The sequence below is a fragment of the Flavobacterium sp. genome (assembly GCF_029945805.1).
In the GTDB taxonomy this organism is placed as follows: Bacteria; Bacteroidota; Bacteroidia; order Flavobacteriales; family Flavobacteriaceae; genus Flavobacterium.
Genome location: NZ_JAQSDH010000016.1, coordinates 24,231 through 50,393 on the forward strand (window position 1 = coordinate 24,231; position 26,163 = coordinate 50,393).

The 26,163-nt window shown below is 34.8% G+C and carries 21 protein-coding genes and 1 tRNA gene; 7 read left to right on the forward strand and 15 right to left on the reverse strand.

All coding sequences use genetic code 11. The features are described 5' to 3' along the window. Positions 1 to 96: 96 nt before the first annotated feature. From PSU83_RS03810 to pdeM, 4 genes are read left to right on the forward strand one after another with little or no spacing between them, the layout of a single operon-like run. Positions 97 to 1,122, forward strand: a complete 1,026-nt coding sequence (locus tag PSU83_RS03810; protein WP_300586888.1) for a ligase-associated DNA damage response exonuclease — start codon at positions 97 to 99, stop codon at positions 1,120 to 1,122. Positions 1,123 to 1,132: 10 nt separating this feature from the next. Continuing rightward, on the forward strand, positions 1,133 to 2,734 hold the full coding sequence (locus PSU83_RS03815; protein ID WP_300586890.1) for an ATP-dependent DNA ligase: 1,602 nt from the start codon (positions 1,133 to 1,135) through the stop codon (positions 2,732 to 2,734). Position 2,735: 1 nt separating this feature from the next. Next, the gene (locus PSU83_RS03820) at positions 2,736 to 5,195 is read left to right on the forward strand and encodes a ligase-associated DNA damage response DEXH box helicase (protein WP_300586892.1); all 2,460 of its coding nucleotides are present in this window, start codon (positions 2,736 to 2,738) and stop codon (positions 5,193 to 5,195) included. A 3-nt stretch (positions 5,196 to 5,198) separates the two neighbouring features. Next, positions 5,199 to 5,828, forward strand: a complete 630-nt coding sequence (pdeM, locus tag PSU83_RS03825) for a ligase-associated DNA damage response endonuclease PdeM (RefSeq protein ID WP_300586894.1) — start codon at positions 5,199 to 5,201, stop codon at positions 5,826 to 5,828. Position 5,829: 1 nt separating this feature from the next. On the opposite strand, the gene apaG is transcribed toward pdeM, so the two are convergent. The 5 genes from apaG to map form a co-directional block, all read right to left on the reverse strand. Then, the gene (gene apaG, locus PSU83_RS03830) at positions 5,830 to 6,216 is read right to left on the reverse strand and encodes a Co2+/Mg2+ efflux protein ApaG (RefSeq protein WP_300586895.1); all 387 of its coding nucleotides are present in this window, start codon (positions 6,214 to 6,216) and stop codon (positions 5,830 to 5,832) included. Between the two features lie 69 nt (positions 6,217 to 6,285). Further along, a complete protein-coding gene (locus PSU83_RS03835) occupies positions 6,286 to 7,536 on the reverse strand; it encodes a DUF5103 domain-containing protein (RefSeq protein ID WP_300586897.1) in 1,251 nt (416 codons plus the stop codon). A 66-nt stretch (positions 7,537 to 7,602) separates the two neighbouring features. Then, a complete protein-coding gene (locus PSU83_RS03840) occupies positions 7,603 to 8,373 on the reverse strand; it encodes a class I SAM-dependent methyltransferase (RefSeq protein WP_300586899.1) in 771 nt (256 codons plus the stop codon). Positions 8,374 to 8,524: 151 nt separating this feature from the next. Then, positions 8,525 to 8,809 carry a GxxExxY protein gene (locus tag PSU83_RS03845; protein ID WP_300586901.1) on the reverse strand — a complete coding sequence of 95 codons (285 nt, stop codon included), beginning with the start codon at positions 8,807 to 8,809 and terminating at the stop codon, positions 8,525 to 8,527. 109 nt (positions 8,810 to 8,918) lie between these two features. Beyond that, the gene (gene map / locus PSU83_RS03850) at positions 8,919 to 9,740 is read right to left on the reverse strand and encodes a type I methionyl aminopeptidase (protein ID WP_300586903.1); all 822 of its coding nucleotides are present in this window, start codon (positions 9,738 to 9,740) and stop codon (positions 8,919 to 8,921) included. A gap of 218 nt (positions 9,741 to 9,958) precedes the next feature. On the opposite strand from map, the gene PSU83_RS03855 reads away from it, so the two are divergent. Further along, the gene (locus tag PSU83_RS03855; protein WP_300586905.1) at positions 9,959 to 11,227 is read left to right on the forward strand and encodes an acetyl-CoA hydrolase/transferase C-terminal domain-containing protein; all 1,269 of its coding nucleotides are present in this window, start codon (positions 9,959 to 9,961) and stop codon (positions 11,225 to 11,227) included. 451 nt (positions 11,228 to 11,678) lie between these two features. Here PSU83_RS03855 and PSU83_RS03860 read toward each other — a convergent pair whose 3' ends face one another. The 10 genes from PSU83_RS03860 to PSU83_RS03905 form a co-directional block, all read right to left on the reverse strand. After that, entirely contained in the window at positions 11,679 to 13,103 is a 1,425-nt protein-coding gene (locus PSU83_RS03860) for a T9SS type A sorting domain-containing protein (RefSeq protein ID WP_300586906.1), read from the reverse strand. A gap of 302 nt (positions 13,104 to 13,405) precedes the next feature. Beyond that, complete coding sequence (locus PSU83_RS03865; protein WP_300586908.1) at positions 13,406 to 14,791, reverse strand: TolC family protein; 1,386 nt, start codon at positions 14,789 to 14,791, stop codon at positions 13,406 to 13,408. Continuing rightward, complete coding sequence (locus PSU83_RS03870) at positions 14,791 to 16,137, reverse strand: HlyD family efflux transporter periplasmic adaptor subunit (protein ID WP_300586910.1); 1,347 nt, start codon at positions 16,135 to 16,137, stop codon at positions 14,791 to 14,793. The genes PSU83_RS03865 and PSU83_RS03870 overlap by 1 nt, the downstream gene beginning before the upstream one ends. Before the next feature lie 5 nt (positions 16,138 to 16,142). Further along, on the reverse strand, positions 16,143 to 17,807 hold the full coding sequence (locus tag PSU83_RS03875; RefSeq protein WP_300586912.1) for an ATP-binding cassette domain-containing protein: 1,665 nt from the start codon (positions 17,805 to 17,807) through the stop codon (positions 16,143 to 16,145). A gap of 4 nt (positions 17,808 to 17,811) precedes the next feature. Next, a complete protein-coding gene (locus tag PSU83_RS03880) occupies positions 17,812 to 18,483 on the reverse strand; it encodes a TetR/AcrR family transcriptional regulator (protein ID WP_300586915.1) in 672 nt (223 codons plus the stop codon). 9 nt (positions 18,484 to 18,492) lie between these two features. Then, a complete protein-coding gene (locus PSU83_RS03885; RefSeq protein WP_300586917.1) occupies positions 18,493 to 19,194 on the reverse strand; it encodes a TerC family protein in 702 nt (233 codons plus the stop codon). A gap of 4 nt (positions 19,195 to 19,198) precedes the next feature. Then, positions 19,199 to 19,825 carry a leucine-rich repeat domain-containing protein gene (locus PSU83_RS03890; RefSeq protein ID WP_300586919.1) on the reverse strand — a complete coding sequence of 209 codons (627 nt, stop codon included), beginning with the start codon at positions 19,823 to 19,825 and terminating at the stop codon, positions 19,199 to 19,201. A 108-nt stretch (positions 19,826 to 19,933) separates the two neighbouring features. Continuing rightward, the gene (locus PSU83_RS03895; protein WP_300586922.1) at positions 19,934 to 20,686 is read right to left on the reverse strand and encodes a DUF2490 domain-containing protein; all 753 of its coding nucleotides are present in this window, start codon (positions 20,684 to 20,686) and stop codon (positions 19,934 to 19,936) included. Between the two features lie 145 nt (positions 20,687 to 20,831). After that, the gene (gpmI, locus tag PSU83_RS03900) at positions 20,832 to 22,349 is read right to left on the reverse strand and encodes a 2,3-bisphosphoglycerate-independent phosphoglycerate mutase (protein ID WP_300586924.1); all 1,518 of its coding nucleotides are present in this window, start codon (positions 22,347 to 22,349) and stop codon (positions 20,832 to 20,834) included. Positions 22,350 to 22,393: 44 nt separating this feature from the next. Beyond that, positions 22,394 to 24,982: a DUF5916 domain-containing protein gene (locus PSU83_RS03905; protein WP_300586926.1), complete on the reverse strand. Its 2,589-nt coding sequence runs from the start codon at positions 24,980 to 24,982 to the stop codon at positions 22,394 to 22,396. A gap of 72 nt (positions 24,983 to 25,054) precedes the next feature. Here PSU83_RS03905 and PSU83_RS03910 point away from each other — a divergent pair, with 72 nt between their 5' ends. Beyond that, positions 25,055 to 25,762 (forward strand): murein L,D-transpeptidase catalytic domain family protein, encoded by a 708-nt coding sequence (locus PSU83_RS03910; protein ID WP_300586928.1) that lies wholly within the window; start codon positions 25,055 to 25,057, stop codon positions 25,760 to 25,762. A gap of 196 nt (positions 25,763 to 25,958) precedes the next feature. Then, a tRNA-Gly gene (locus PSU83_RS03915) sits at positions 25,959 to 26,031 on the forward strand. The last annotated feature ends 132 nt before the right edge of the window (positions 26,032 to 26,163 follow it).

A 26,163-nucleotide genomic window follows, 5' to 3' on the forward strand; every position in this document is an offset into this window, starting at 1 on the left:
CATAAAATAGCAGTAATTCAGTAAACTATTTTAACTAGAATGTAAGTCCATTTAGAATTTTAGAATTAATTTTGAAATTGCATATTGTGTCTATTTATGAAAACTCCGCTACTCGCTTTTAATGACAAAGGAATTTACTGCAAACAAGCAGATGTGTATCTCGATCCTTGGCGTCCGGTAAAAAATGCGATAATCACTCATGGTCATGCCGATCATTCACGTTGGGGAAACCAAAACTACATTACGCATAATACAAACGTTCCCATAATCAGACACCGTTTAGGAGAAATTAATGTTACTGGAAAAGAGTGGAACGAAACATTCGTAATCAATAATGTCAAATTTTCATTGCATCCTGCTGGACATATTTTCGGAAGTGCTCAGGTTCGGGTCGAACATCTCGGCGAAGTTTGGGTTTTTACTGGTGATTATAAAACGGAAGATGATGGAATTTCGGTTCCGTATGAAGTGGTGAAATGCCATACGTTCATTACTGAAAACACGTTCGGATTACCCGCTTTTAAATGGACGCCGCAAGCAGAAGTTATGACCGATGTAAATAATTGGTGGGCAGAAAATAGAGCAGAAGGTAAAACGTCAATTCTTTTTGGTTATTCTCTGGGAAAAGCGCAACGATTATTGAAATATCTGGATACCAATAACGGAACCATATTTACGCATGGAGCGATTGAAAACATGACAAATGTGATTCGTCCGATGGTAGATTTTCCACCAACAACTTTAGTAACTAGAGAAACCAAAAAAGAAGAATTACTCGGAAATATTGTTCTCGCGCCGCCAAGTGCACACGGCAGTACATGGATTCGGAAAATGACTCCTTTTGTAACGGGTTCTGCAAGCGGTTGGATGGCTTTTCGTGGAGCAAGAAGACGTCGTGCTGTTGACAAAGGATTCGTATTAAGCGATCATTGCGATTGGTATTCTTTATTAGATAGTATAAAAGCAACCGGCGCAGAAAAGATAATTTGCACACATGGTTACAGCGATATTTTTTCAAAATATTTACGTGAAATTGGCTACGATGCAAGAACGGAAAAAACGCAATATGAAGGCGATGACGGAGAAACTGCGGAAGTAGAATTAATAGAAAAAGAATCTTAAAACGGTAAATATGAAAAACTTTGCCGAACTTATAAAAACACTCGATAGTTCGAATAAAACGAACGTGAAGGTCGATGCATTAACAACTTATTTTAAGAATGCTTCCGATGAAGATAAAGTGTGGACCATTGCAATTCTTTCGCATCGTCGTCCGCCAAGGCCAGTAAATACAACCTTATTACGGCTTTGGGCGAATGAATTGGCTACTATTCCGTTGTGGCTTTTTGAAGAAAGTTATCACATTGTGGGCGATTTGGCTGAAACAATCGCATTAATAATTCCAGCAACAAAAGAACAATCGGATAAAAGTTTGACTCAGTATTTGCGCGAAATTATTGCATTAAAACCCAAAACAGACGTAGAGAAAAAAGTGTATCTGCAGCAAAATTGGCTGGCACTTAATTATTATGAACGCTTCGTTTTTACCAAATTAATTACAGGAAGTTTCCGAATCGGCGTAAGCCAAAAATTAATGACGAAAGCACTTTCCAAAGCTGAAAATCTGGATGCTGATATTTTGGCCTACAAATTAATGGGGAATTGGAATCCGAATACTATCAGTTTTCAGGAGTTGATTTTGGATGAAAAAAGCAGCGATTACCAATCAAAGCCGTATCCGTTTTATCTTGCGTATGCAATTGAAGGCGAAGTTGCTGGAATTGGAAGTCCTGAAGAATGGTCAATTGAACACAAGTGGGACGGAATTCGGGCGCAAACCATCATCCGTGAAAACGAAATTTATGTCTGGTCAAGAGGCGAAGAATTGGTAACCGATAAGTATCCGGAGTTTCAAAGTTTTCTTGGAGTCATCCCAAACGGAACCGTAATTGATGGCGAAATATTGGCTTATCCGAACAATGAAATCGGGACGTTTAGTGATTTGCAAACCCGAATTGGTAGAAAAACAGTTTCAGCTGCTTTATTAAAATCAAACCCCGTAATCCTAAAAGCCTACGATTTATTGGAATGGAAAGGAACTGACATTCGGAATCTGCCTTATGATGAAAGAAGAAATTTACTTGAGATATTAATAGAATCCATAAAAGATAAAAATTTGCCTTTTTATTTGTCAGACCGAATATCCTTAAACTCTTGGGAAGAAGTTGCCGAAGAAAGAATGCGTGCCAGAGAAATGCGCAGTGAAGGGTTAATGCTAAAACGGAAAAATTCCACTTATCAAGTAGGTCGCAAAAAAGGCGATTGGTGGAAATGGAAACTCGAACCGCTTGTAATTGATGCTGTCCTCACTTACGCCATGCGAGGAAGCGGAAGACGAAGCAATTTGTTTACCGATTATACTTTTGCGTTGTGGCAGAATAATGAAAATGGTCAAAAAGAACTCGTAACTTTCGCCAAAGCGTATTCTGGTTTAACCGACGAAGAATTCCGTAAAGTCGATGATTTTATAAAAAAGAATACACTTGATAAATTTGGACCCGTTAGAAGTGTTACACCTAAACTAGTTTTTGAAATTGGTTTCGAAGGCATCGCACTGTCCAAAAGGCATAAAAGCGGAATAGCCACTAGATTTCCTAGAATTTTACGTTGGCGCCATGATAAAAGTATTGATGAGGCGAATACGATTGAGGATTTGAAAAACATGATTCCCTAAAATGAACAGAGAAGCACTTTTTGCCATCGCCGAAGAATGGTTTGAAAAGCAAGGCTGGAAACCTTTTGCTTTTCAGACGCAAACTTGGACAGCATTTCTTCAAGGTAAAAATGGGTTGCTCAATGCGCCTACAGGAAGCGGAAAAACGTATGCGCTTTGGATTCCAGTAATCTTAAATTATATCAAACAAAATCCAGATTATAAAACCAAACATAAACCTGGACTAAAAGCCATTTGGATAACACCATTACGTGCGCTTTCTGTCGAAATCAAACAAGCAGCAGAACGTGTTTCAAATGATTTGGAAACCAATTTAACCGCAGCGATTCGGTCTGGAGATACATCACAAGCGGAAAGAGCCAAGCAGAAAACGAAAATGCCCGATTTGCTAATCACCACACCAGAAAGTCTGCAACTGCTTTTGGCAACAAAGGAGTATGCTAAAACTTTTAAAGAATGTACTGCCATAGTTGTGGATGAATGGCACGAATTAATAGGCACAAAAAGAGGCGTTCAAATGGAATTGGCGCTGTCAAGATTAAAAGCAGTTGCACCGAATCTAAGGATTTGGGGAATTTCTGCGACCATAGGAAATTTGGAACTAGCGCAAGAAGTTTTACTCGGAACCAATTCGGAAGCATATAAAAATTCGGTTCTAATCAAAGCGCACATCAATAAAAAAATAAATGTAATTTCGATAATTCCAGATAAAATGGACAGTTATCCGTGGCGCGGTCACATGGGTTTGCATCTGATTGATGAGGTTGCTCAAATTATTAAAAGGAGTAGAAGCACGTTGATTTTTACAAATGTGCGTTCAGCTTGTGAATTATGGTTTCAGGCGTTACTCGAAAAATATCCCGAATTTGCCGGAGATATGGCAATGCACCACGGAAGTATCAGTAAAGAAACGAGATTATGGGTTGAAAACGCAATACGAAACGAAGAATTGAAAGCCGTTGTTTGTACTTCCAGTCTTGATTTGGGTGTCGATTTTGCTCCCGTAGAAACCATTATACAAATTGGTGGACCGAAAGGCGTAGCACGTTTTCTGCAAAGAGCGGGAAGAAGCGGACACCAACCCGGCAAACAAAGCACTATCTATTTTTTGGCCACTCATGCTATGGAACTCATAGAAGCATCGGCACTAAAAAAAGCCGTTCGCGAAACCATTGTGGAAGACCGAATGCCGTATTTGAACAGTTATGATGTTTTGGTACAATATTTAAATACGCTCGCCGTTTCGGATGGATTCTTTCCTGATGAAATTTACAAAGAAGTGCAAACTACTTTTTGCTATCAGAACATTACAAATGAAAATTGGCAATGGTTATTGAATTTTATAACGAACGGAAGCCAAAGCCTTCAAGTGTATGATGAATATAAAAAGGTAGAAATTGAAGAAGATGGTAGATTTAAAATAAACAGTAAGCGAATTGCAATGCAGCATCGAATGCAAATTGGGACTATCGTTGGCGATGCTACATTAAATGTGAAATTTATAAAAGGCGGCTACATCGGAAGTATTGAAGAGTGGTTTGCTTCGAAATTACAGCGTGGCGATACGTTCCTTTTTGCGGGGAAAAAACTCGAATTTTATGCGATAAAAAACATGCAGGTTTTGGTACGGAAAGCCAATCCGAAAAAAGTGTCGAGAACGATTAGTTGGATGGGCGGACGAATGACATTCTCTGCACAAATGAGCGAATTGTTGCGTCAGGAATTATATACTGCCAATTCGGATGATCTTACACCCGAATTGAAAGCATTGAAGCCTGTTTTTGATCGACAACGAAAGGAAAGTATTGTGCCCGATGCGAGTCAGTTTTTAATTGAAACTTTTAAAACAAGAGAAGGGTATCACGCTGTTTTTTATCCTTTTGAAGGTAGGTTTGTGCATGAAGCCATGGCAAGTTTGCTTTCCTACCGAATTAGTTTGCTTTCGCCGATTACGTTTTCGTTAGCCTACAATGATTACGGATTTGAATTGCTTTCCGATCAAGAAATTGACTTGGAAGCTGTTTTTGATAATAACTTATTTTCATCGGAACATTTGCATCAGGATTTACAAAACAGTCTCAATGCTACAGAAATGGCACGTCGAAAATTCAGAGATATAGCGGTAATTTCGGGATTGGTTTTTACAGGAATGCCAGGAAAACCGATTAAGACCAAACATTTGCAAAGCGGTTCGCAATTGCTTTTTGAAGTTTTTAGGGATTATGAACCGGATAATTTACTTTTACAACAAGCTTACATTGAGACTTTTGAACATCAATTGGAAGAAGGCAGATTATTGCAATCGATGGAACGAATAGCGCAACAGAAAAGTGTATGGAAGAAATGTGAAAAACCAACTCCATTTAGTTTCCCTATAATCACGGACAGACTTCGAGAGCAATTATCAAGCGAAACATTAGCAGAACGTATTTTGAAAATGACCGTAGCTTACATGAAATAAAATATGGAAATTGAGATAAGAAACAACAAGTTTACCTTACATCCAAGCGGTTCCGTTTTTTGGAAAGAACAAAATGTTTTGCTGATTTCGGATGTGCATTTAGGAAAGATTGCTCATTTTAGAAAAAATGGTTTGGCAATTCCGGAAAGCGCGATTCTGGAAAATTTTGTACGTTTGGATGAAGTGGTAGAATTATTTAATCCGAAGAGAATTATTTTCCTTGGCGATTTGTTTCATAGTGTAATCAATAATGAATGGCACTTTTTCGCCGATTGGGTGCGTAAAACTACTGCAGAAATAATTCTTGTCGAAGGAAATCATGACATCATCGCAAAGCAACATTATTCCGATTTGAATATTGTAATTCATTCCAAACTAATACTAGAAGATTTTCTATTAACGCATCATCCAACTGAAAGTGAATACTATTTTAATTTCTGTGGACACATTCATCCTGGAATAAAACTTAAAGATTTAGGAAGACAGGCACTGAAATTGGCCTGTTTTTTTAATAAAGAAAAACAAATGATTTTGCCAGCTTTTGGAGAATTTACGGGTAACTATTTTTTACGACCGCAAGAAAATGATAGGGTTTATGCGATTGCAAATAATGAGGTAATAAAAATAGTGTAATTTAATTTAAAGCAAAAGGAGCGCTCAATTTGAATGTTGGTACTATCACTTTAAACGTTTTGGTCGTAGTGAAATTGATCATATTGAAATAACCACTCATCGCTCCAAACGGGGAAGACAAAAGACAACCCGAACTATACGAATGTTTTTCGCCGGGTTTTAATACCGGTTTTTTTCCAATCACGCCTTCGCCATCAACCACTTCCAAATCGTTTAAGGAATCGAGAATTTCCCAATGACGCGTGTTTAACTGAACGGAATCCTTACTGTGGTTTTCGATAGTGATTTCATAACTAAAGGCAAAGTGAATCTTATAGTTCTTGAAGTATGTGCCTTCAAAACTAGTCAGAACCGAAATTTTAATACCTCTTGTTATTTGAGTAACCATACGTAAAATTATTAACCGAAGTCAAAATTACAAAAAATACCATTCAACACTATTATTTAGTGTTAATTTTTAGTTAGTTATATCAATTGAGCTAGCAATGCCTTTTCCGATAATTCTATCGTAGCGTTGATTGTTTTCTCGGTAATACACTAAGGCAAAATAGTTGTTTTCTGTTAAATGGAAATTTCCATCAATAGCATTTTTTTCGTCAATTTTCCCCGAGGTATCTGAAATTACATATTGATAATTCGTAAAGCCTTGTTTGATCATAATGGCTTTTTCATAAATGGCTTTTTCAGCATTGTACTCCATTTTGTTTTCATCATTGATGGCAAAATTGTTGAACATGCCATTTACATAAATAGATTTTTTACCAAAATAATTTGGAGCCGAAAGCGAAAAGAAAACCCAGGAATAATCTGCTTCAATTTCATTGTTTTCTGCACCTATGTTTTTCACGATAAAATTTCCGTTAATATCTGGATAATAGGTGTAGGGATTATTTGCCCTTGCATTAGAAGTATACAAATGCGCATTGTAAAGACCACCTTTTGAATCTATAGTAGCTATGCTATTGTTAGCTGCCCGAATATCTTTATTTTCGAAAAACAAAAATTCATTCCCGCCCCAGAACTGAGTTTCGGCGTCATATTTATAAATCAAATCATTACCAATGGTAAACTGTGGTTTGATATTCGTTATGGCATTGTCAAACTTTCCATTTTGCATCAGCATAACTTTTACATTGGTCAACGGGCTTTGAAAATTAATAGTTCCCGATCTTATGGTAAAATCTAAATTCTGTTTTTGCTCAGCAACGCTATTGTTTCGGGCTCTTCTTACTTGCATCGGAACAGCAACTAGTTCTTCAAAAATTATAAACTTTCTTGTAAAAACAACTTCTTTATCGTCGCTTAAAATCTTAATTACATAATTGCCACTTACCCTGAATTGTGTCAATTTATTTGGGAAAGAAAGTCGATAATGTGAATAAATCTGAAGTGCATTGAGCGAATTGGTATAATCCTGAATTCTTTGGTCATCAAAACCGTTTATGTATTCAGCCTTAACTAACTGCGAAGGTTTCCAATCATAATCGCAATGCGTTATCGTATAAAAATAATTGGCTTCATTGCCAAACAAATCATCAAAAAGGAACTGGAATGAATCACCAAGTCTAAAAATCGGAATTGCGTTTTGTCCATTTTGAACAAAGCTAACGGTTTTAATATTGTAGGGCGGAGCGATTTCTTTTTCAACTTGTGAAAAGGAAGCAACAGTAATCAATAATAAGCAGGTGGAAAACAGTTTTCTTAGCATAATTTAGAAATCAGAATTGTAAAGATACTAAAATTTACTTACTGTGATTATGCTAAAACTTAGGTTTTATTTAAAACACACAGGAATAATTTCTCCTTTTGCTAAACAATATTTTTCTACTAATTCAGGGGCGATTTTATTCGTGTAATCTTCTTCAATCACTTTGAAACCAATATTTCTAAGTTTGTCGAAATAATCTCTTCCGTATACGCGGATGTGGTCGTATTGCCCGAATATTTTGGCACGTTCTTTTTGATCCACAATTGAATCGTCAGAAAAAGTGGTCGCGCGTGATAAATCTTGTGGAATCTGGAAAATTCCCATTCCACCCGGCTTTAGGACGCGGTATAATTCCTGCATGGCTTTCGTGTCATCCGGAATATGTTCCAATACGTGATTGCAGAAAATAATGTCATAAGAGTTGTCCTCAAACGGAAGATTACAAATATCCGCTTTAACATCCGCTAAGGGCGAAAGCAAATCGGTTGTGGTATACTCAATGTTAGGTTGCTTTTTGAAACGTTTGTAAAACTCTTGTTCCGGAGCAAAGTGCAGCACTTTTTTCTTTGTTTCAGATGTAAAAAAATCAGTTTCATTCTGAAGATACAACCATAATAATCGGTGTCTTTCTAGCGAAAGCGTACTAGGTGAAAGCACATTATTGCGTTGTGTTCCATATCCGTATGGCAAAAACATGCTGAAACTTTTTCCGTCAATCGGATCAGTGAACCGACTTCCTTTGAGCATAAAAGCCAAAACAGGACGAACGACAATGCTTAAGCGAATAAGGATTGGCCTTGGAATGGTATTGAGAATAAATTTAAACGCTTTCTTCATGGGTGTTTTTAAGTTGTTTCGCGGAGATTCGCGGAGATTTGCAGAGTTTCACGGAGAATTTAAATAGTATTTATAAATCTTTTGATATTGTTTTTCAAGATTTTACTGTCAAAATTCATAAGTAAACCAACTTGAAAACCTCCTAATTTAGTTAGGTAAGTACTTGTGCAAAATGAACATCTGTAAATTTTTCAACGGTTTTTATTTCTAGTACTAATTTTTGTTCAACAAGTAAATCTATTCGATAGCCATGGTCAAGTTTTACTTCTTTATACATTATGGGTAAGGGTTTCTCTTTTTCAACCTGTAATCCTTCTTTTTGCAATTCGTAAAAAAGACATTCTTTGTAAGCTGATGCTAAAAGTCCAGGATCTAATTCTCGATGAACTTCTATTGCTAATCCAATAACTTTATAACTTAATTCATTTATTTCCATTCTACAGATTTTTATACAAATCTGAGAAATTTTAATTGTAAATTAATATACTAAATCTATATCTTTATCTCTGTGAATCTTCGCGATATCTTTGATAATCTCTGTGTAATTATCGTAGCACCAAAGGTTTTTTTCTAAATTCATTTTCTTCACTAGAAGTAATTCCCAAAGCATCGTATATATATTGAAAAGTAGAAAGTAATTCTGGTTTTCCATCAACTAACGCTACATTGTGTTCAAAGTGCGCGCTTGGTTTTTTATCAGCCGTTACAATAGTCCAGCCGTCTTTCAAGGTTTTTATATTTTTGGTTCCCATGTTGATCATAGGTTCAATGGCCACAACCAATCCTTCTACGAATAGTTTACCACGACCGCGTTTTCCGTAATTTGGCATTTCTGGACCTTCATGCATTTTTTTGCCTAAACCGTGTCCGACTAATTCGCGAACTACTCCGTAACCAAAACTTTCCGTATATTTTTGAATCGCATTTCCAACATCTTCCACGCGGTTTCCAATTTTGAATTCTCGTATGCCAACATACAAGCTTTCTTTAGTTACTGCCAATAATTTTTTGGTAGCTTCATCAACATCACCAATTTCAAAAGTATAAGCGTGATCCCCATAAAACTCATTTTTCAAAACACCACAATCTACGGATACGATGTCTCCGTCTTCAATAGGACGGTTCGTTGGTAAACCATGAACAACCTGCTCGTTAACACTCGTTAAAAGTGTTGAAGGGCAACCATACAATCCTAAAAATCCTGGAACTGCTCCGTGGTCTCTAATGAACTGTTCGGCTAATCGGTCTAATTCCAGCGTAGTAACTCCAACTTTTATTTCGGTGGCAATCATACCTAAGGTTTTGGAAACCAATAAAGCACTCTCGCGCATCAATTCAATTTCTTCTCTTGTTTTTGGGATAATCATTTTGCTAAATTTAACTTTATTCTGTTCGGCCAAAGGCTTCGCTTGAGCGTGCAAAAATAGCTAAAAGTGTTCAGTATTCCGTATTTAGTATTCAGAATTTTATCTTAAAACAAATACCCTCAGAATTTGTAAGTAGCTCATTTGAATTCTTCATTTTTATGATTTTTATTAGGTTTTTAAATACATAAACTTGGTAACTTTGCATAAATTTAGTAGGTATGAGCAAATATGTTACCGCAGCACAGGCTGTACAAGTCGTAAAATCTGGAGATAGAGTCTATCTTCAAGCCGCAGCAGCTGCACCAACAATACTAGCAAATGCTTTAGCTGATAGAGCATCGGAGTTAAGAAACGTTGAAATTTGCCATCTTCACACAGAAGGAGAAGCGCGCTATGCTACTCCCGAATTGTCCGAAAGTTTCCATGTAAATTCGTTTTTTATTGGTGCCAATGTTCGTCATACAATACACGCAGGCAATGGTTCGTATACACCCGTTTTTTTGAGCGAATTGCCCAATCTTTTTAGAAAAAATGTACTTCCTTTGGATGTTATTTTCATACACGTTTCGCCACCCGATAGACACGGATATTGTTCGCTCGGGGTTTCAGTAGAAGCTACTGTTGCTGCTATCGAAAATGCTAAAATTGTCATTGCACAAGTAAATCCGCAGATGCCACGAACTTTTGGTGACGGAATTTTACACGTATCTGAAATTAATTATTTAGTTGAGGTTGACACGCCAATTTATGGTCATGAACCCACCCCGTTTTCAATGGAAGAAGAAAAGATTGGTAGTTTTATAGCTTCGTTAATTGAAGATAAAAGTACGCTTCAAATGGGAATTGGTTCTATTCCGAATGCGGCTTTAAGTAAATTAAAAAATCATAAAGATTTAGGCTTACATACTGAAATGTTTTCCGATGGTGTTATCGATTTGATTGAGAATAATGTCATCAATTGTAATTATAAAGGAACTTTACGAGGTCGCGCTTTGGCAACTTTTTTAATTGGTTCCAAAAGATTATACGATTTTGTTAACGACAATCCGTTCATAGAAATGAAAGAATCGTCGATGGTAAATGATACCGCTCGCATTAGAAAAAACCCTAAAATGGTTTCTATAAATTCGGCGATCGAGGTTGATGTAACGGGGCAAGTTTGTGCCGATTCGATTGGTGCTAAAATGTATTCAGGTGTTGGCGGACAGATGGATTTTATTCGTGGTGCTTCTTTAAGTTTGGGTGGAAAAGCAATTATCGCGCTGCCATCAACTACCAAAAGGGGCGAAAGTAGAATTGTTCCTTATTTGAAACAAGGTGCTGGCGTTGTGACTACGCGGTCGCACGTGCAGTACATTATCACCGAAAATGGGATTGCCGATTTATACGGGAAAACATTGCGCCAACGTGTAACGGAATTGGTAAGAATTGCACATCCAAATCACCAAGAAAGTATTGAAAAAGGATATTATGATATGTTAAAGTAATATAACGTCCCAAGAAATTGGGACTTTTTTAGTTTTAAAGCTTTTGCGCGTATGCTTTTTGTAGAGCGTGGAACTGCCTGAATTCGTATTTTTTGGCGCTAAATAAGCAAGATCTGTTTATCCAAATGAAATGAATAAATTTTAACAAACGATTGTTTTTGAGTCTATTACGAGTAGTTCTAAATTTAATTCAAGCTGTGTAGGAGTTAAATACGATAAAAAACAAGGCGGGATTGTATTAGATCAAATCAGAACAGTTGATAGGCAAAGAATAATTTAGGTTTCAGGAAATTTAAGCGTAAAAGAATCCTAAAAAGTTAAAAATGTTCTCCAATTAACTTATATTGATTGCAGTTAGCGGTTAGAGAATCGATAAAGATTTTCTTGTATTTGTTTTAAAATTTCAGATGTTTTAATTTTAAATTCAATGACACTCCAGTTATGGGTTAGGTTATTCTTTTACAAACTTCTCAGTGGTTGTTCCTTTTTCCGTTACCATTTTGATAAAATAACTTCCTGTCTTTAGATTTGACACATCGATGGTCGAAAGGTTTTTGGCATTAGAAATTGTCAGTACTGTTTGTCCCAATAAATTATAAAGATAGATTGATTTCAGGGTAACTACTTCGTTCGATTGCAGATGAAGTAGGTTCTTTGTTGGGTTTGGATAGACAAGAATAAGAATGTTGGCTGCAAAATCTGGTGCAGCCAAATCGCATAAAGAATTGACTTGGCAATTGGAATATCCATATTCGGCAATAAGATTTTCTATGGTGGTAATTTGTGCAACATCGGCACAAATGTAACTCAGATTCTGATTGCCCGAAAGATTTAAAAACTGTTCACTACTTCCATTTTTAATATTTAAAGTAGTTAAAAGTGGATTGTTGTGACAGTTTAGAATAGATAATGAAGACATAGAACTTGCATCTAAGGTACTAATTTGATTCGCACTACAATCTAACACTTCAATATTTTGAGTTTCGTTAAAGGTTATAGAAGGAATGAAGTTCTCTTGGCAATACAATGAATTCAGAGCAGCCATATTACTCAGAACAAAAGGATTGCTTATTTGATTTGACTCACAATTCAGAATAGAAAGATTTGTGAGGTTGGTTAACTCTATAGAAGTGATTTGGTTATCGGCAAAATTTAAAGTGATTAAATGGTTTAAATTATTTACATCTAATGCGGTAAGTTGATTGGACGCACAATTTAGCGCCGTTAAATTCACCAAAGCACTAAAATCCAAAACAGTGAATTGATTTGACGGACAGTTCAAAGTGGTTAATTGTGTTAAAGCACTAACATTTAAAGTGGTCAACTGATTGTAATCACATTGTAACGTTTGAAGATTTAATAAATTATTAATTTCTAGTGCGGTCAGAAAATTAAACTTGCAACTCAGAAATTGGATGTTTGTAGCATTTGCAAAATTAATTTGCGTAAGTGTGTTTTCTGCACATTCCAGAGTGATTAGTTGTGTTAAACCCGTCAGGTTTAAAGAGGTCAACAAGTTTAGGTTGCACAGTAACGATTTAAGACGAATCAAATTGCCGATCTCTATTGTAGAAATTTGATTCTGATTGCAGTTAAGTGACCGAAGATTAACAAAGTATTCAATACCCGCTATATTGCTAATATTGGCTATTGAAACATTCAAAGTAATAATCTGCAACGCTTCGTTAACGTCTATTTCATTATCATTATTACTATCGATTTTTATGAAATCTAAACCGCCATTTGAGGCAATAGTGTTCATCGGACTTGCCGCTAATAATTTTGCTTTAAAATTAGCATCAGGAAAGTTTATAATTTGTGCGTTGGCGAATAGTTTGGTAGCTAAAACGAGCAAAAGAAGATAGTAGTGCTTCATGAAACGGGTTTAATTTTCAAAGATATAAAATATTACTCATGACTTGTTTTTTCTTTAAAATAATGAAAACACATTCTTGACCGACGGATAAAAAATATCGGAAACGCAGAAATATAAAATAAAAATAATCAATTAACGACAAGCGCTGTGCCGAAAACGGAAAAGTAGTCCCTCGTTATAAACTATGAAAAAGCTTGTCAAAAATTTAGGGTACTCGAACAGTTTTATAGAAATTGTGCACAGCCGTTAAACACGATTAGCTTGACAGAATCCCTAAATTTGCGGAGTATTTTGTAGCGTTATCAATCCGGATTTGCCATTATTTTAAATAATTCAGCATTCGAAATTAAATAACGATTTTCTAAACTCAAGGCTGATAGCTGTGAGCCTACCAAATTATTTTCTCTAGTGTTAATTAGAAAAATGGAACTTTCTCCAAACGAAAACAAGCGTTCTTCTGAACTTAACATGACGTTATAATCTTTAACTAAATCAGAAATTAGTTTACGTTGTCTTTCTAACGAATTGATTTCGGTTTGTTGTCCGGTGATTTTGTTTTTTAGTTGCACACGTTCTAAATCGAGATCGTATTTTGTATCTTGAATTTTAAATTTAGCCAATTGCAAACTACCGCGTTCTTTTCTTAAAAAAATAGGATAACTAAAATTCACACCCACTTTATAGTTGTTAAAATTAGTGTCATTCCAATAGTTGGGTTCCGATAGATAGTGATAACCCAAATCAATTTTTGGCAACAACGCATTTCCTTTCAATTGCCGTTCTACTTCTAAAATCGCAATTTTATTTTGCAGTGCATTTATTTTGGGATGGTTCTCAATAGAAACTGTTTCAATCAAAAGTTCATTTGTTTTTAATGTTTCTTTAATGGTAAATTCTAACTTTTCTTCCGGAACAATTTCGTCTTGTAATTCCATTGGGACGTTGTTGTCCAACCATAAAAAATTAGATAATTCTAGTTTAGCTTTGGTTAATTTTAATTGAGAATCTTCTAAGTTTAATTTTCTGTTTCTAACAATGATTCCGGCTTCAATACTATCGATAGCTGGTTTGTCACCATTTTTTATCAAACTTTGAACGCCATTAAACCGTAGTTCTGCATTATTTAAATAATTCTTATACAATTCCACTTCGCTAAAATTCCGTTTCCAATTGAAGTAAGCAACCGACGCGTTATACAAAACCTCTATGGCTTGCAATTTTCTTTGAGCTTGACTCAATTGAATTTGAATTTTAGCTTTACGCAAATCGGCCATTCTTTGGTTAATCAATAATCCTTGACCAATTGGAACGGTAACTCCTAGCGAAGTTAATCCTTGGTTTGGTGTTGTATTTTGTGGATTCAAAAAAACTCCTTCGCTATTGTCAAAACCAGCTTTCACCTCAATTCCGTACCACGTTGGAATTTTAAAGCTGCTGTTCAAAAGTGAATAATATTCCTTGTCTTTGAATTGTTTTTTATTAAAATCTACCTCGATTTTTGGATCAAAACCACCGCGTGCCATCATTAAATTGGCTTGAGCACTGGTAACTTCAAGAGCAGCGCTTTTCACCATCGGATGGTGTTTTTTTACATAGCCTAAATACTCATTATAGGTAAATTCTTTTTGGATTTTTTCTTGTCCAAATAATGAAAAACTAGAAATCAGCAAGAGCACAATGTATTTCATTATTTTTTCTCTTTAGATTTTTCTGCACTTGGTTGATAATAATCGGGAGGAAAACCATTTAGCGTTCGCCAGATTTCAAACCAAATAGGAACATTTTTCAATAATGCCAATGTTTGCGCACCCGAGCCAATACTGACTTGCTTAGGCCAAGCTTGTTCGTTTTTGTCTGGTGCAATCAATACCCTAAATTTTCCATTTGGACTTATGAAATTTTCAATAGCTACAATTTTGCCACCAAAAGTTCCATAACTCATGTTGGGCCAACCTGAAAAAACTATTGTTGGCCAACCATCAAACCAAACGCTTACTTTTTCGCCTTTGTGAATCAATGGTAAATCGTTTGCAGAAACATAGGTTTCAACAGCAAGATCATATTTAGAAGGCATGATGCTTACAATTTGAGTTCCTTCTTTTATAGTTTCGCCAAGTCCCGATTGTATAGCACGGTTCACATAGCCATCTTGCGGCGCTTTTATATAGTATAATCCGTTTCTAATTTGGTAGTTTACATATTGATTTTCTAGTTTATTGACTTGGGCTTCTGTGTCGTATTGACTGCTCAAAGCGGTATATTGGTCACTTCGTGCTTTGGAGTCTTTCTCTGCATATTCAGCACTGATTCTGTTGACTTCGACTTTGCTGTTTATAAGTTCGTTTTTACTTGCTAGTAATTTGTTTTCTTGTGTAATAATTTTAGCTTCCACTTCCTGCAATTTCAATCTTTTTTCTTCCACATCGGTTAGTGGTTTTAAACCTTCTTTATTCAAAGTTATCGAACGATTGAATTGTGTTGTAGCAATTTTTATTTGGGTTTTTACGGCTTCCAAATCCATGCTGTCGCTTTTGATTTTCAAAAATCCTTGGCGGATTTTATTTCTTGCTTGTTCTAGCTTCAATTTTTTTTCGTTATCAATAGCGCTTATTTGGGCAGAAAGCGATGTTACTTTTCCTCCATAAGATTCTACGGACATTTTTTTAGCATCGACTTGACTCTTAGTGTTTTTAACCAAATTTGGATCAAAATAGTCTTCTTTGACTTCAGAAATAAATAAAATGGTATCGCCTTTTTTTACAAAATCGCCTTCTTGAACATACCATTTTTCTATTCTACCAGCAATCGCAGAGTGAATAGTTTGTGGTCTTTGGTCAGGTTTTAGCGTAGTTACGGCTCCACTTCCCGAAATATTTTGTGTCCATGGAAGAAATAAAATTACCAATCCAACTATTGATGTTATTCCGATAATTTTATTTAAAATTTTATAATGTGGTCTGTTTGAAAGACTTTTAATGGTACTATAATGCTGTAAATTTTCAGTAATTGTATTTTTTGTAGAAATATTTAGCATGATGTTTATTTTTTAGAATCAGTAATGATTTTGCCTTCTTTCATGGTTATTTTTCTGGTACATTTTTGTTCCCAATACTTATTTTTTGAGGATACAATAAGTGTCCAATTATTTTTTGGGTCGGTTAAAAAATCAATAATTTCTCTTGCTGCATCTTCATCCATTTTATCAATTGGATCTTCATAAAAAACTATTTTAGGTCTGTTTATAATACTTCTTGCTAAAATAATCTTTTGAGCGTTGGATGAAGAAAGTTGTCTTCCTTCGGGAAAAATTTTTGTGTCTAAACCGTCAGGAAGTGATTTAATAAAAGAACCTAGTTTGACACTTTCAATTGCCCATTTCAAATCTTCGTATGGAATTAAAGGATTGTTAAACGTTATGTTTTCTAAAACGGTTCCTTCAAAAGGAGTTTCGCCTTGAATAATCGTTCCTATTTGAGATCGATAATGATTTAGATCAATTTTTCTGTAACTGTCGTCATTTATAAATAAAGATCCTTTGGTTGGTTGTATGAATCCTGATAATATTCTTAATAATGTTGTTTTCCCCGATCCATTAGCGCCTTCTAAATATATTTTTTCCGACTGTTCTATTTTTAAATTAATTTTTTCAAGTACATAATCTGTAGATCCGGGAAATTGAAAACCAAGATTTTCAGCTTCAAGTGAAATATTTGTAAAACAAAAATCAGCTTCAGTAGTTGTAGTTTGTTCAATTTTTAGGTCGACTATTTGTCCAATTTTTTCAATAGAAGTCAATACATCATATATACTTTCAAGTCCAATTATTAGTTTTTCTACAGAGTTTATAATTAAAATTATAATAATTTCTGCTGCCACAAACTGACCAATATTCATACGTTGATTCAACACAAGATAACCGCCAATGAAAAGTAAACAAGCTGTTATAATAACTTTAAAGCCAATGAGTTGAATGAATTGTCTCTTGATTACTTTAAAATGATTTTCTCTGCTTTTTAAATAGTGTTCTACAAGATCATTGTTTTTTTGTAAAGCAAAATCAAAATTGTCTTTTTTAAGAAAACTAAAATTGTTACGAGCCATTTCTTGCAGCCAACCTGCAACTTTATATTTGTATTTAGATTCTTTTAAACTAGTGCTTATTCCAGCGCTATAAGAAAATCTGAAAATCGAATACAATAAAATTACCAATATGATTCCAAGGAAAATAAAAAATGGATGATACAAGGATAATAGTATGAGTCCAAATAAAATTTGTAGTAATGCGGTTGGAAAATCTACCAATAATTTTGAAGTTCCTTTTTGGATGGATAATGTATCAAAAAAACGATTTGCTAATTCTGGCGGATATTGATTGTATTGTTCATCAAATTTTATTTTAGGTAGTCTAAAAGCAAATTCAAAGGAAGAACGAATGAATATTTTTTGTTGAATATTTTCGGTTATTCGGAGTTGCATTAGGGAAAGAATTCCAACCAATACGACGCCAATAACCACGATAACAACTAGTACAATCCAAGAGATACTAACTCTTCCCGATTGAATTAAGTTTATGATGGCTTGAATTCCTAAAGGCAAAGACAAACTTACAAGTCCTGCAAATATCGCATAAAACATGATTTGAGAAATATCTCTTCTATCTAATTTCAGTAAATTGAAAAATCGCTGTAATGGGTGTGAATTCATTTTTTTATCGTAATGTATTTTCAACTAGATTAATATAAAAATGCGTTGGAGTAACTTCATCATTGCAATTGGTTATCGTTTTTAAATGATTTTTTAAAAAGTGTTGGTGCATAGCTCCGTCAACAATTGATGATGCTAAACTCTTTGGAAATTCATAGGTACTATTTACATCTTGAATCATAGCTACGATTCTATTGATTACCCGTTTGTAGGTTAAAAAAAAGCCTTCTTCATTTTCGTCATCAATTTCCTTGGTCAATAGCGTTTTTATATATTCCGCAATAATGATTTTATTTAATATAGACTCATTTATATTAATAGTTGCAGAATCGTCCTCTATTTTTTCGGTTACTATGGTGATTGCTTTTTTTAGTTTTTCTAACGGATTTTCTATGTTATTGGTAGCAAAAACCAATTTATATTCTATCCAACCCCAATACCAAGATGAAAGATACAGTAACAATTTCTGTTTGCTTTCAAAATAACGGTAAATCGAACTTTCGTTTGATCCAATTCTTTCTCCTAATTTTTTAAAAGTGAAGGTTTCAAAACCAATCTCATCAATTAGAAGAATACTATTTTCGATAATTTTTTTTCCTAAATCAGAAGTTTCAGGATTTTTAACATAGAGTTTTTCATTCATCAATATGATAATGTTTGAAAGAATTGATTCCATATTATTTAATTATTTTTTAGTGGTTGAAGGTATCGTTCTCATCTGAATTACATCTACTAAAAAGGCAAATGCCATTGAAAAATAAATATACCCTTTTGGTATTTCAAACTGAAAACCTTCAGCTATTAAAGATACGCCAATCATCATTAAAAAACAAAGCGCTAAAACTTTAAACGATGGATGTTTGGATATAAACCCACTTATTGGTTTGGAAGCAATCAGCATAATTATAACTGTTACAACTACGGCTGTATACATAATCCAAAGTTCGTTTACCATTCCTACAGCTGTAATGATTGAATCTATTGAAAACACTAAATCTAAAATAATAACTTCTCCTAAGAGTTTTCCAAAACTGCCTTTTTTGATTGGAGTAGGTTCGTTAGAATTAGCAACTTCAGTTTTGTGATATATTTCTTTGGTACTTTTATAAATCAAAAATAGTCCACCCAGTATTAGAATGAGTCCTTTTCCAGTAAATGAAACGTCGTTAATTTCAAAAAGTTCTTGGTCTAGTTTTAAAATCCACGATATTAAGGCTAAAAGTGCTAATCGCATAACCATAGCCAAACCAATTCCCCAATATCGTAATTTATTGCGTTGGCTTTCGGGAAGTTTATCTGCTAAAATGGAGATAAAGATAATATTATCGATTCCTAGAATTACTTCTAATGCGATAAGTGATAGTAGTGGTATAAGTGCGTCTAACATATTTTTAAAAAATAATTTTGAATCCGAAGTTTAAATTTCTCATGTCTTGAAGTTCTGGTTTTATTTTGTTGTCTTTTAAATCAAGATATTTTAAATGATCAAGCGTTTCAATTTTCGGAATTGTTTTTAGATTATTATTGTTGAGATATAAATATTCTAAGTTGTTAAAGTTTAATATTTCACTTGGTAAAGATTCTATGTTGTCATTTTCCAAGTGAAGCGTTTTAAGTTTGGGTAACTTCATTAAAACTTTTAACGTTTTGGGTAGGTTTAAGTTTTTTTCATCGTTGAGATAGATTTCTTCTAAATTTGATAAATCGGAAAAGCTATCGGGCAGTTTTTTAAAATCATTGCCACTTAAATCTAATATTTTTAATGATTTAAGTTTGGAAATACTTTCTGGAATTTTTTTCAAATGGTCATTTTTTAGAGTAAGATATTCTAGATTAACAAATTTCGAAAAATCGATTTTGCTTATGTCTTCTTTCGAGTTTGACAAATCTAAACTAGTAATTTTTTCTGGATTTAGTAGTGCATTTTCTATATTTTGTTTACCAGTTTCAATTTGCGAATAGGTAGAAAAGGAAATTAATAAGACTACTATTAAATATGTAAGAAATGATTTTTTCATGGTAAATGTTTTATTTTAATTAAAGTCAGAACGTTTGATGTAAACTAAACTGCAATTGATCCTTGCCATTATTCTCCGTCGATTGATTCATAAATCGCAATTGAACGCTCATCTGTCTATGATTCCATAACCTAAACCTGCGTAAAAACGGTTCCTGTCAAATACACGTACCGTGTTATTATTACCTATATTTTTTTCTCCATTTATAAAAATTTCGTTGTAAAAAGCGGCATAAATTGCATTTTTAGAAAGTGTAGTTTTGTTTATAGGACTATTTAAAAACAGATTATATCTAAAACGAGTTCTAAAATCTTGGTGTTCTACAAAGCGTTGTTCGTACCTAAAACGATGTGTTAAATAATCTCGGTTTCCTACTTTTTGTGGTAATAAAGCTTCTTGATAAATTCTTGTTTCAGTAGTGGTTTGAGTACTTTCACCCATTGCACCCGTGGTAATGTTTGCTAAACCTAATGTAAAAGTAACCTCGGTATTCTTTGGTTTGTAAGTAACACCGCTTCTTAAAAGTAATTGTTCTAAATCGCCACCTAAGTTAAAATTTCGATATTGAATATCACCTTGAATACCGAATTGGCCATTTTCAAGCTTTTTAATCATGTCGGTGTTTTGTCTTGGTTTAATACTTTTAACTTCGATGAAACGCTTGTTTCCTCCCGTCAATTTTTTTAGTGCAATCCGTGGATCAGCATAAGCAGAATCTCTATCGATGACATAATGTTCTTTTTTCCATTTTACAGAATCAAGTACTGCTGTTCTCGTGGTTTTGGATTTCTTTTTTTTGTCTTGCGAAAATACGGGAGTTGCCAATAAAAGGCAGAGTATAGCTAAGGTTAAATTTTTCATAGTTGATTAATTATCTGATACAAATATATGCAAAGATAATAGTAATACTATTAATAATAAGTATTTAACTTTTATTTATAAGTTGTTCTAAAAAAAAGAGACTCAAACGAATGAATCTCTTAAATAACATTTTTGAAACCAGTTGCTACAACAACGAATCTCTTGTCATGGCTGCGGGTTTTTCAATACCCATTAATTCAAGAATAGTAGGGGCAATGTCGCCCAAAACACCATCGTGAATGGTTTTTAATTCTTTATCTACCAAAATTATTGGTACCGGATTGGTAGTGTGTGCTGTATTTGGCGAACCATCAGGATTAATCATGGTTTCGCAGTTTCCGTGATCGGCAATGATGATGGTGGTGTAATTGTTATCTAAAGCAGTTTCTATAACTTCTTTCACGCATTTATCAACGGCTTCGCAGGCTTTGATCGCCGCAGCCATAATGCCCGTGTGTCCCACCATATCGCCATTGGCAAAGTTTAAACAGACAAAATCAACGTCGCCTTTTTTCAATTCTGGAAGCAAGGCGTCTTTTAGTTCAAAGGCACTCATCTCAGGTTGTAAATCGTAAGTCGCTACTTTTGGGGAGTTGCGTAATATTCGGGTTTCACCTTCAAAAGGTTGTTCGCGACCTCCCGAAAAGAAAAACGTAACATGCGGATATTTTTCTGTTTCGGCAATACGAATTTGTTTTTTGTGATGTTTTTCCAATACCTCGCCTAAGGTTTCGGTAATATTGTCTTTGTCAAAAACGCGGTAAATGTTATTGAACGTATCGTCATAATTGGTCATCGTGACATAGTACAAATTCATTTTGTGCATGTTCAAATCTAAATGATCTTTTTGCGAAAGCACTTCGGTCAATTGACGGCCGCGGTCGGTTCTGAAATTGAAGAAGATCACCACGTCGCCTTCCTTAATCGTAGTTAAAGGCTCGTTATGCTCATCAACCATAACGGTTGGTGGAATAAACTCGTCTGTAATATCATTAGTATAATTTGCTTTTATTGAAGCAACGGCATCAGTGGAATGTGCACCAATTCCGTGAACCATTAAATCATAGGAAAGCTTTACTCGTTCCCAGCGTTTGTCACGATCCATCGCATAATATCTCCCAATTACGGTCGCCAATTTTACAGGAGTATCTTTAATATGATTCAGAATGTCTCCGATGAACCCTATTCCTGATTTAGGATCCACGTCCCGACCATCGGTGAAAGCATGTATGAAAACGTTGTCAATATGCGCCTCGTTTGCCGCATCAATAAGTCCTTTTAAGTGGTTGATGTGCGAATGGACGCCACCGTTAGAAACCAATCCAAGAAAATGAACTGGTTTGTTAAATTCTTTGGCATAAGCAAAAGCATCGGCAATTACTTTTTCTTTACTGAATGTTTTATTTTCAACTGCAAGATTAATTTTTGCCAAATCCTGATAGATAATTCTTCCGGCGCCAAGATTCATGTGGCCTACTTCGGAGTTTCCCATTTGACCGTCAGGTAAACCAACGTTTAATCCGTCAGTTCGTAATTGGGCATTCGGATATTTGGTATAAAGACTATTTATGAATGGAATTTTGGCATTGTCAATAGCCGAAACTTTTGGATCTGGCGATTTTCCCCAACCGTCCAGTATCATTAAAATTACTTTTTTGTTCATGATGTAGTAGTTTGAATAGCAAAGATAAACCTAAATGGTAAATATTAGAAACGGATTCGTTCCTTAGGTTTGGTGAACGCTTTTCCGATTCCTGAATTTTTAATCGAATTATAATCTATATAGTATTTAATGCTTACAGAAAACTGATGGATAAGAGCGCTATCGTTCAACAGATTCTTCACATTATATTCAAAATCCTTTTTAATAATATCATTGAAATTATTGGAACTGTTTCTGTAAAGAATAGAAATCTGGCTTCCGGGTGCAAACCACCAAGAGTAAGTTAAGTCCAGATTCCAGGTGCTGAAATCTTGATTCTGATTGGGCACTATTCCTGCGTAGTCAGTAAATCTTCCATTAGGTTGCAGCAGAAGATATTTTTTATTTTGAGAATACGACCAATAATGACGTACCAGAAGATTAAAACTCATATTACTATTTAAAGAATACCTTCCGGATAGGGTATTGGAATATGAAATTACATTTCTATATCCAAAAATTAAATCGTCAGGAGTTCCTGAATTAGCATCCGTATCAATCTGCGTTACATAGCCGTTGTCATTATCGTATCTAAAGGCATTAAAGCTATATATCATCAATAACTGATTGCTGAAACGGTATCTTGGCGTTAGTGTTATATCGTATGAATTTCGTCCTTTTTCGTTGTATCTAGTATAATTTGGTTCAATATCGAAAGCAAATTTGTAATTGTAATTCGAAGAGATATAGCCAAATGCACCAAATCTGCTTGGATTGATAGAATATTTATCAATTCCAAGTCGTGGGTCAAATTCATGAGTCTCCAAAGGATTAATATTTAACCCGAAACCCAAATCGTGGTTCTTTTTCGTGGTAACATACACCGCAGGATTAAAATTACTAGCTTTTAAAAGTCCAGTTTCCTTTTGAAATTCGGTATAGGTGTTCAGCGCTACTCTAAAACCATTTACTCGTTTTGTAGGGTTCAAGATTCGGTAACTGATATTACTGTAAAAATCAAAATAACCTGTTTCAAAATTGATACCTAAATCATTGTTGTCAAAATCTTGTTCTACAATATTGGCTCCTGCGCCAAAACGTATTTTACCTTTTGTCTTGCTAAATTCGGCAAAAGATCGGATTCCGGATTTATCTTCAGCTCTATTGATATAGCTGTATTCCAAATTTCCTATAGCCTGAAACGAATTGGATTTGGTATTCAAATCCCAAACTAATGCCGAAACGTTAGCATCTCTAAAACTACCATCGCGTGTCACATTAGTATTCACAACTGAAACAGAGGAGTTTTTGTTAAACCTTTGGTCTAAAACCAGTACGCTATAATTGGTCAAAGGAGAAATAGTCTGCAATCTTGTTTCGTTGGTGTCGTTGTTCCTTACGGTAACCGCTGTGTTTTCTGAAACGGCATTTAAAATACCAATTCCTAAACCGCCGCGCGTTCTTCCGGAAACTTTTACGGCATTAACAAGCTTGATAGCGCTTGGAACATCGATTGCGGTTTCATTATCGCCTACTGAAAAACCTCTGGTTTGTCCAATTCTTCTGGTATATAATAAGTTGCCTTTGTTGAATAAATCGGTTCCTTCGGTAAAAAAGGCGCGATTTTCATTGAACTGTTGTTCAAAGGCACTCAAATTCAATTGAATATCGTCAAATTTGGCTTGACCAAAATCTGGAATCAAAATCGCATCCAAGGTGAAAGCATCGCTAATACCATACTTTATATCCATTCCGCCTTTAAATTCTCCAAACGTTTTTCTTGTATCACTAGCATTGATATAAAACGAAGAATACGGAATCAGGAACAATCGGGTAGGCGTTTTGATGTTTTCAATTCCTTCCAAAATTCCCGCTTGATTACTTTCGGAACTGATTTTGTTGTCCAATAAATTCCAAGTGTATTGTGCGTTATTACGTTTGATTTCACGGTAAAAATTAATTCCCCACGTTTGTTTGGACTCAGTTGAAAAGCGCAAAGCAGCATACGGAATTTTCATCTCGACAAACCATCCGGTATCGGTAAGCACTGCTTTACTGTCCCAAATTGCATTCCAGGAAAAATCTTCGCCATTCGATTCAGTGTAAAAAACATCAATCTGAACATCGGCGGCACTAACAAAAAACCGAAATTCCTGCTGACCGTCGTTGTAGCCATTAATCTGAACGCCAAAATGATCAGCGGTTCCAAAAACATCACGGCGCGCTAATTCCTTTGAAATCTTTTTAGGTTCATTATCGTATAGTTTGGCCGCAATATAAATGGCTTCGTTGTCATAAACGACTCTGACTTCGGTCCTTTTTTCAGGGGCTATTTCTTTTCCGTTGTCAGGAAAAACCATTACAAAGTCACTCGCAACATTGACGGTCGACCAAATTGCTTCATCGAACTTGCCGTCAATGACGATTTTTTCTTTTGTGGGTTGGGTAACTAGCGTTTTTTTTGGGTTTTGAGCAAACAATTTGCCTGAAAAAAGCAAAATGAAATAAAAAGAAAAAAGAAAATGTTTGCGCATTGAAACTGTCGTTTGTCGAGCAAATATAGATAAAACCGCTATACTGACAACCACCAAAAAGATAAATTCATTTAAAGTCAGAACGTTAAAAAGGATTAAGATTAACTTAATTAATGACATTTATATTTTGATTTTTAAAAATTTGTCTTATGTTTGTATGCCCACGTCTAACTTTTAAACCTATTTTAATCAATGAATTATAAGCTGTTCCCCCTGTTTTTTGTGGTTTTGTTAACGTCTTTTACAAGTCTTCCAAACAAAACAAATTCAACTGAAATTAGCGTCACAACAGAAACAAATTCTGTTTCAAAAGTAGCCTCAATATATAATGAATTAGATGCCAACTCTTTTGCGTTACCCAATTTCGAATGCTTCAGTTTAGCAATGAATGGATTTCAAAAGCTAAAAGAAAGAGGCCTTGTTGAAAAAAATATCCTGACATTGGTCGATTTCAGTTTGTCGTCAAACACCAAGCGTCTTTGGGTTATTGATTTAGATAAGGGTAAAGTCTTATTTCAAACTTTAGTAGCGCACGGTAGAAATACCGGTAAAGAATTCGCTAGCAACTTTTCAAACAAAGCAGAATCGTTCCAAAGCAGCATCGGATTTTATGCTACGGGTGAAATTTACAATGGTAAACACGGATTGTCACTAAAATTAGACGGACTTGAAAAAGGACTGAATGATAAAGCAAGAGATAGAGCGGTTGTGATTCATGGAGCTGATTATGTTTCGGAGTCGTTTATCAGACAAAACAAAAGATTAGGAAGAAGCCAAGGTTGTCCTGCAATTCCAGTTGAAATGAATGAAAAGATTATCAGCGTAATTAAGAATAAATCGTGTTTATTCTTATATCACCCATCAAAAAATCAGGAGATACTTTCGAAATTAAACGTTTAATTCTGTTTTTTTTGAAAAGACCATAAAGAAAGTTGTGATTTATAAATCACAACTTTTTCATTTTAAATGATTTATGCGGACTATAACTTCCAGTTTCTAAGATCCTGTAATTTTTTCAAAAAAAACTTGCATCTAACGAATGTTATTCTTTATATTTGCACCCACAAACAACAAAACACCAATGTTTGTGAATACTGCGGAAGTAGCTCAGTTGGTAGAGCTCCAGCCTTCCAAGCTGGTTGTCGCGAGTTCGAGCCTCGTCTTCCGCTCATAAAGTCTCAAACGAAAGTTTGGGACTTTTTACATTTAGGTTGTGGCGAGAAGTTTATCCCGATTTTTATCGGGAAGCCTCGTCTTCCGCTCATAAAGTCTCAAACGAAAGTTTGGGACTTTTTACATTT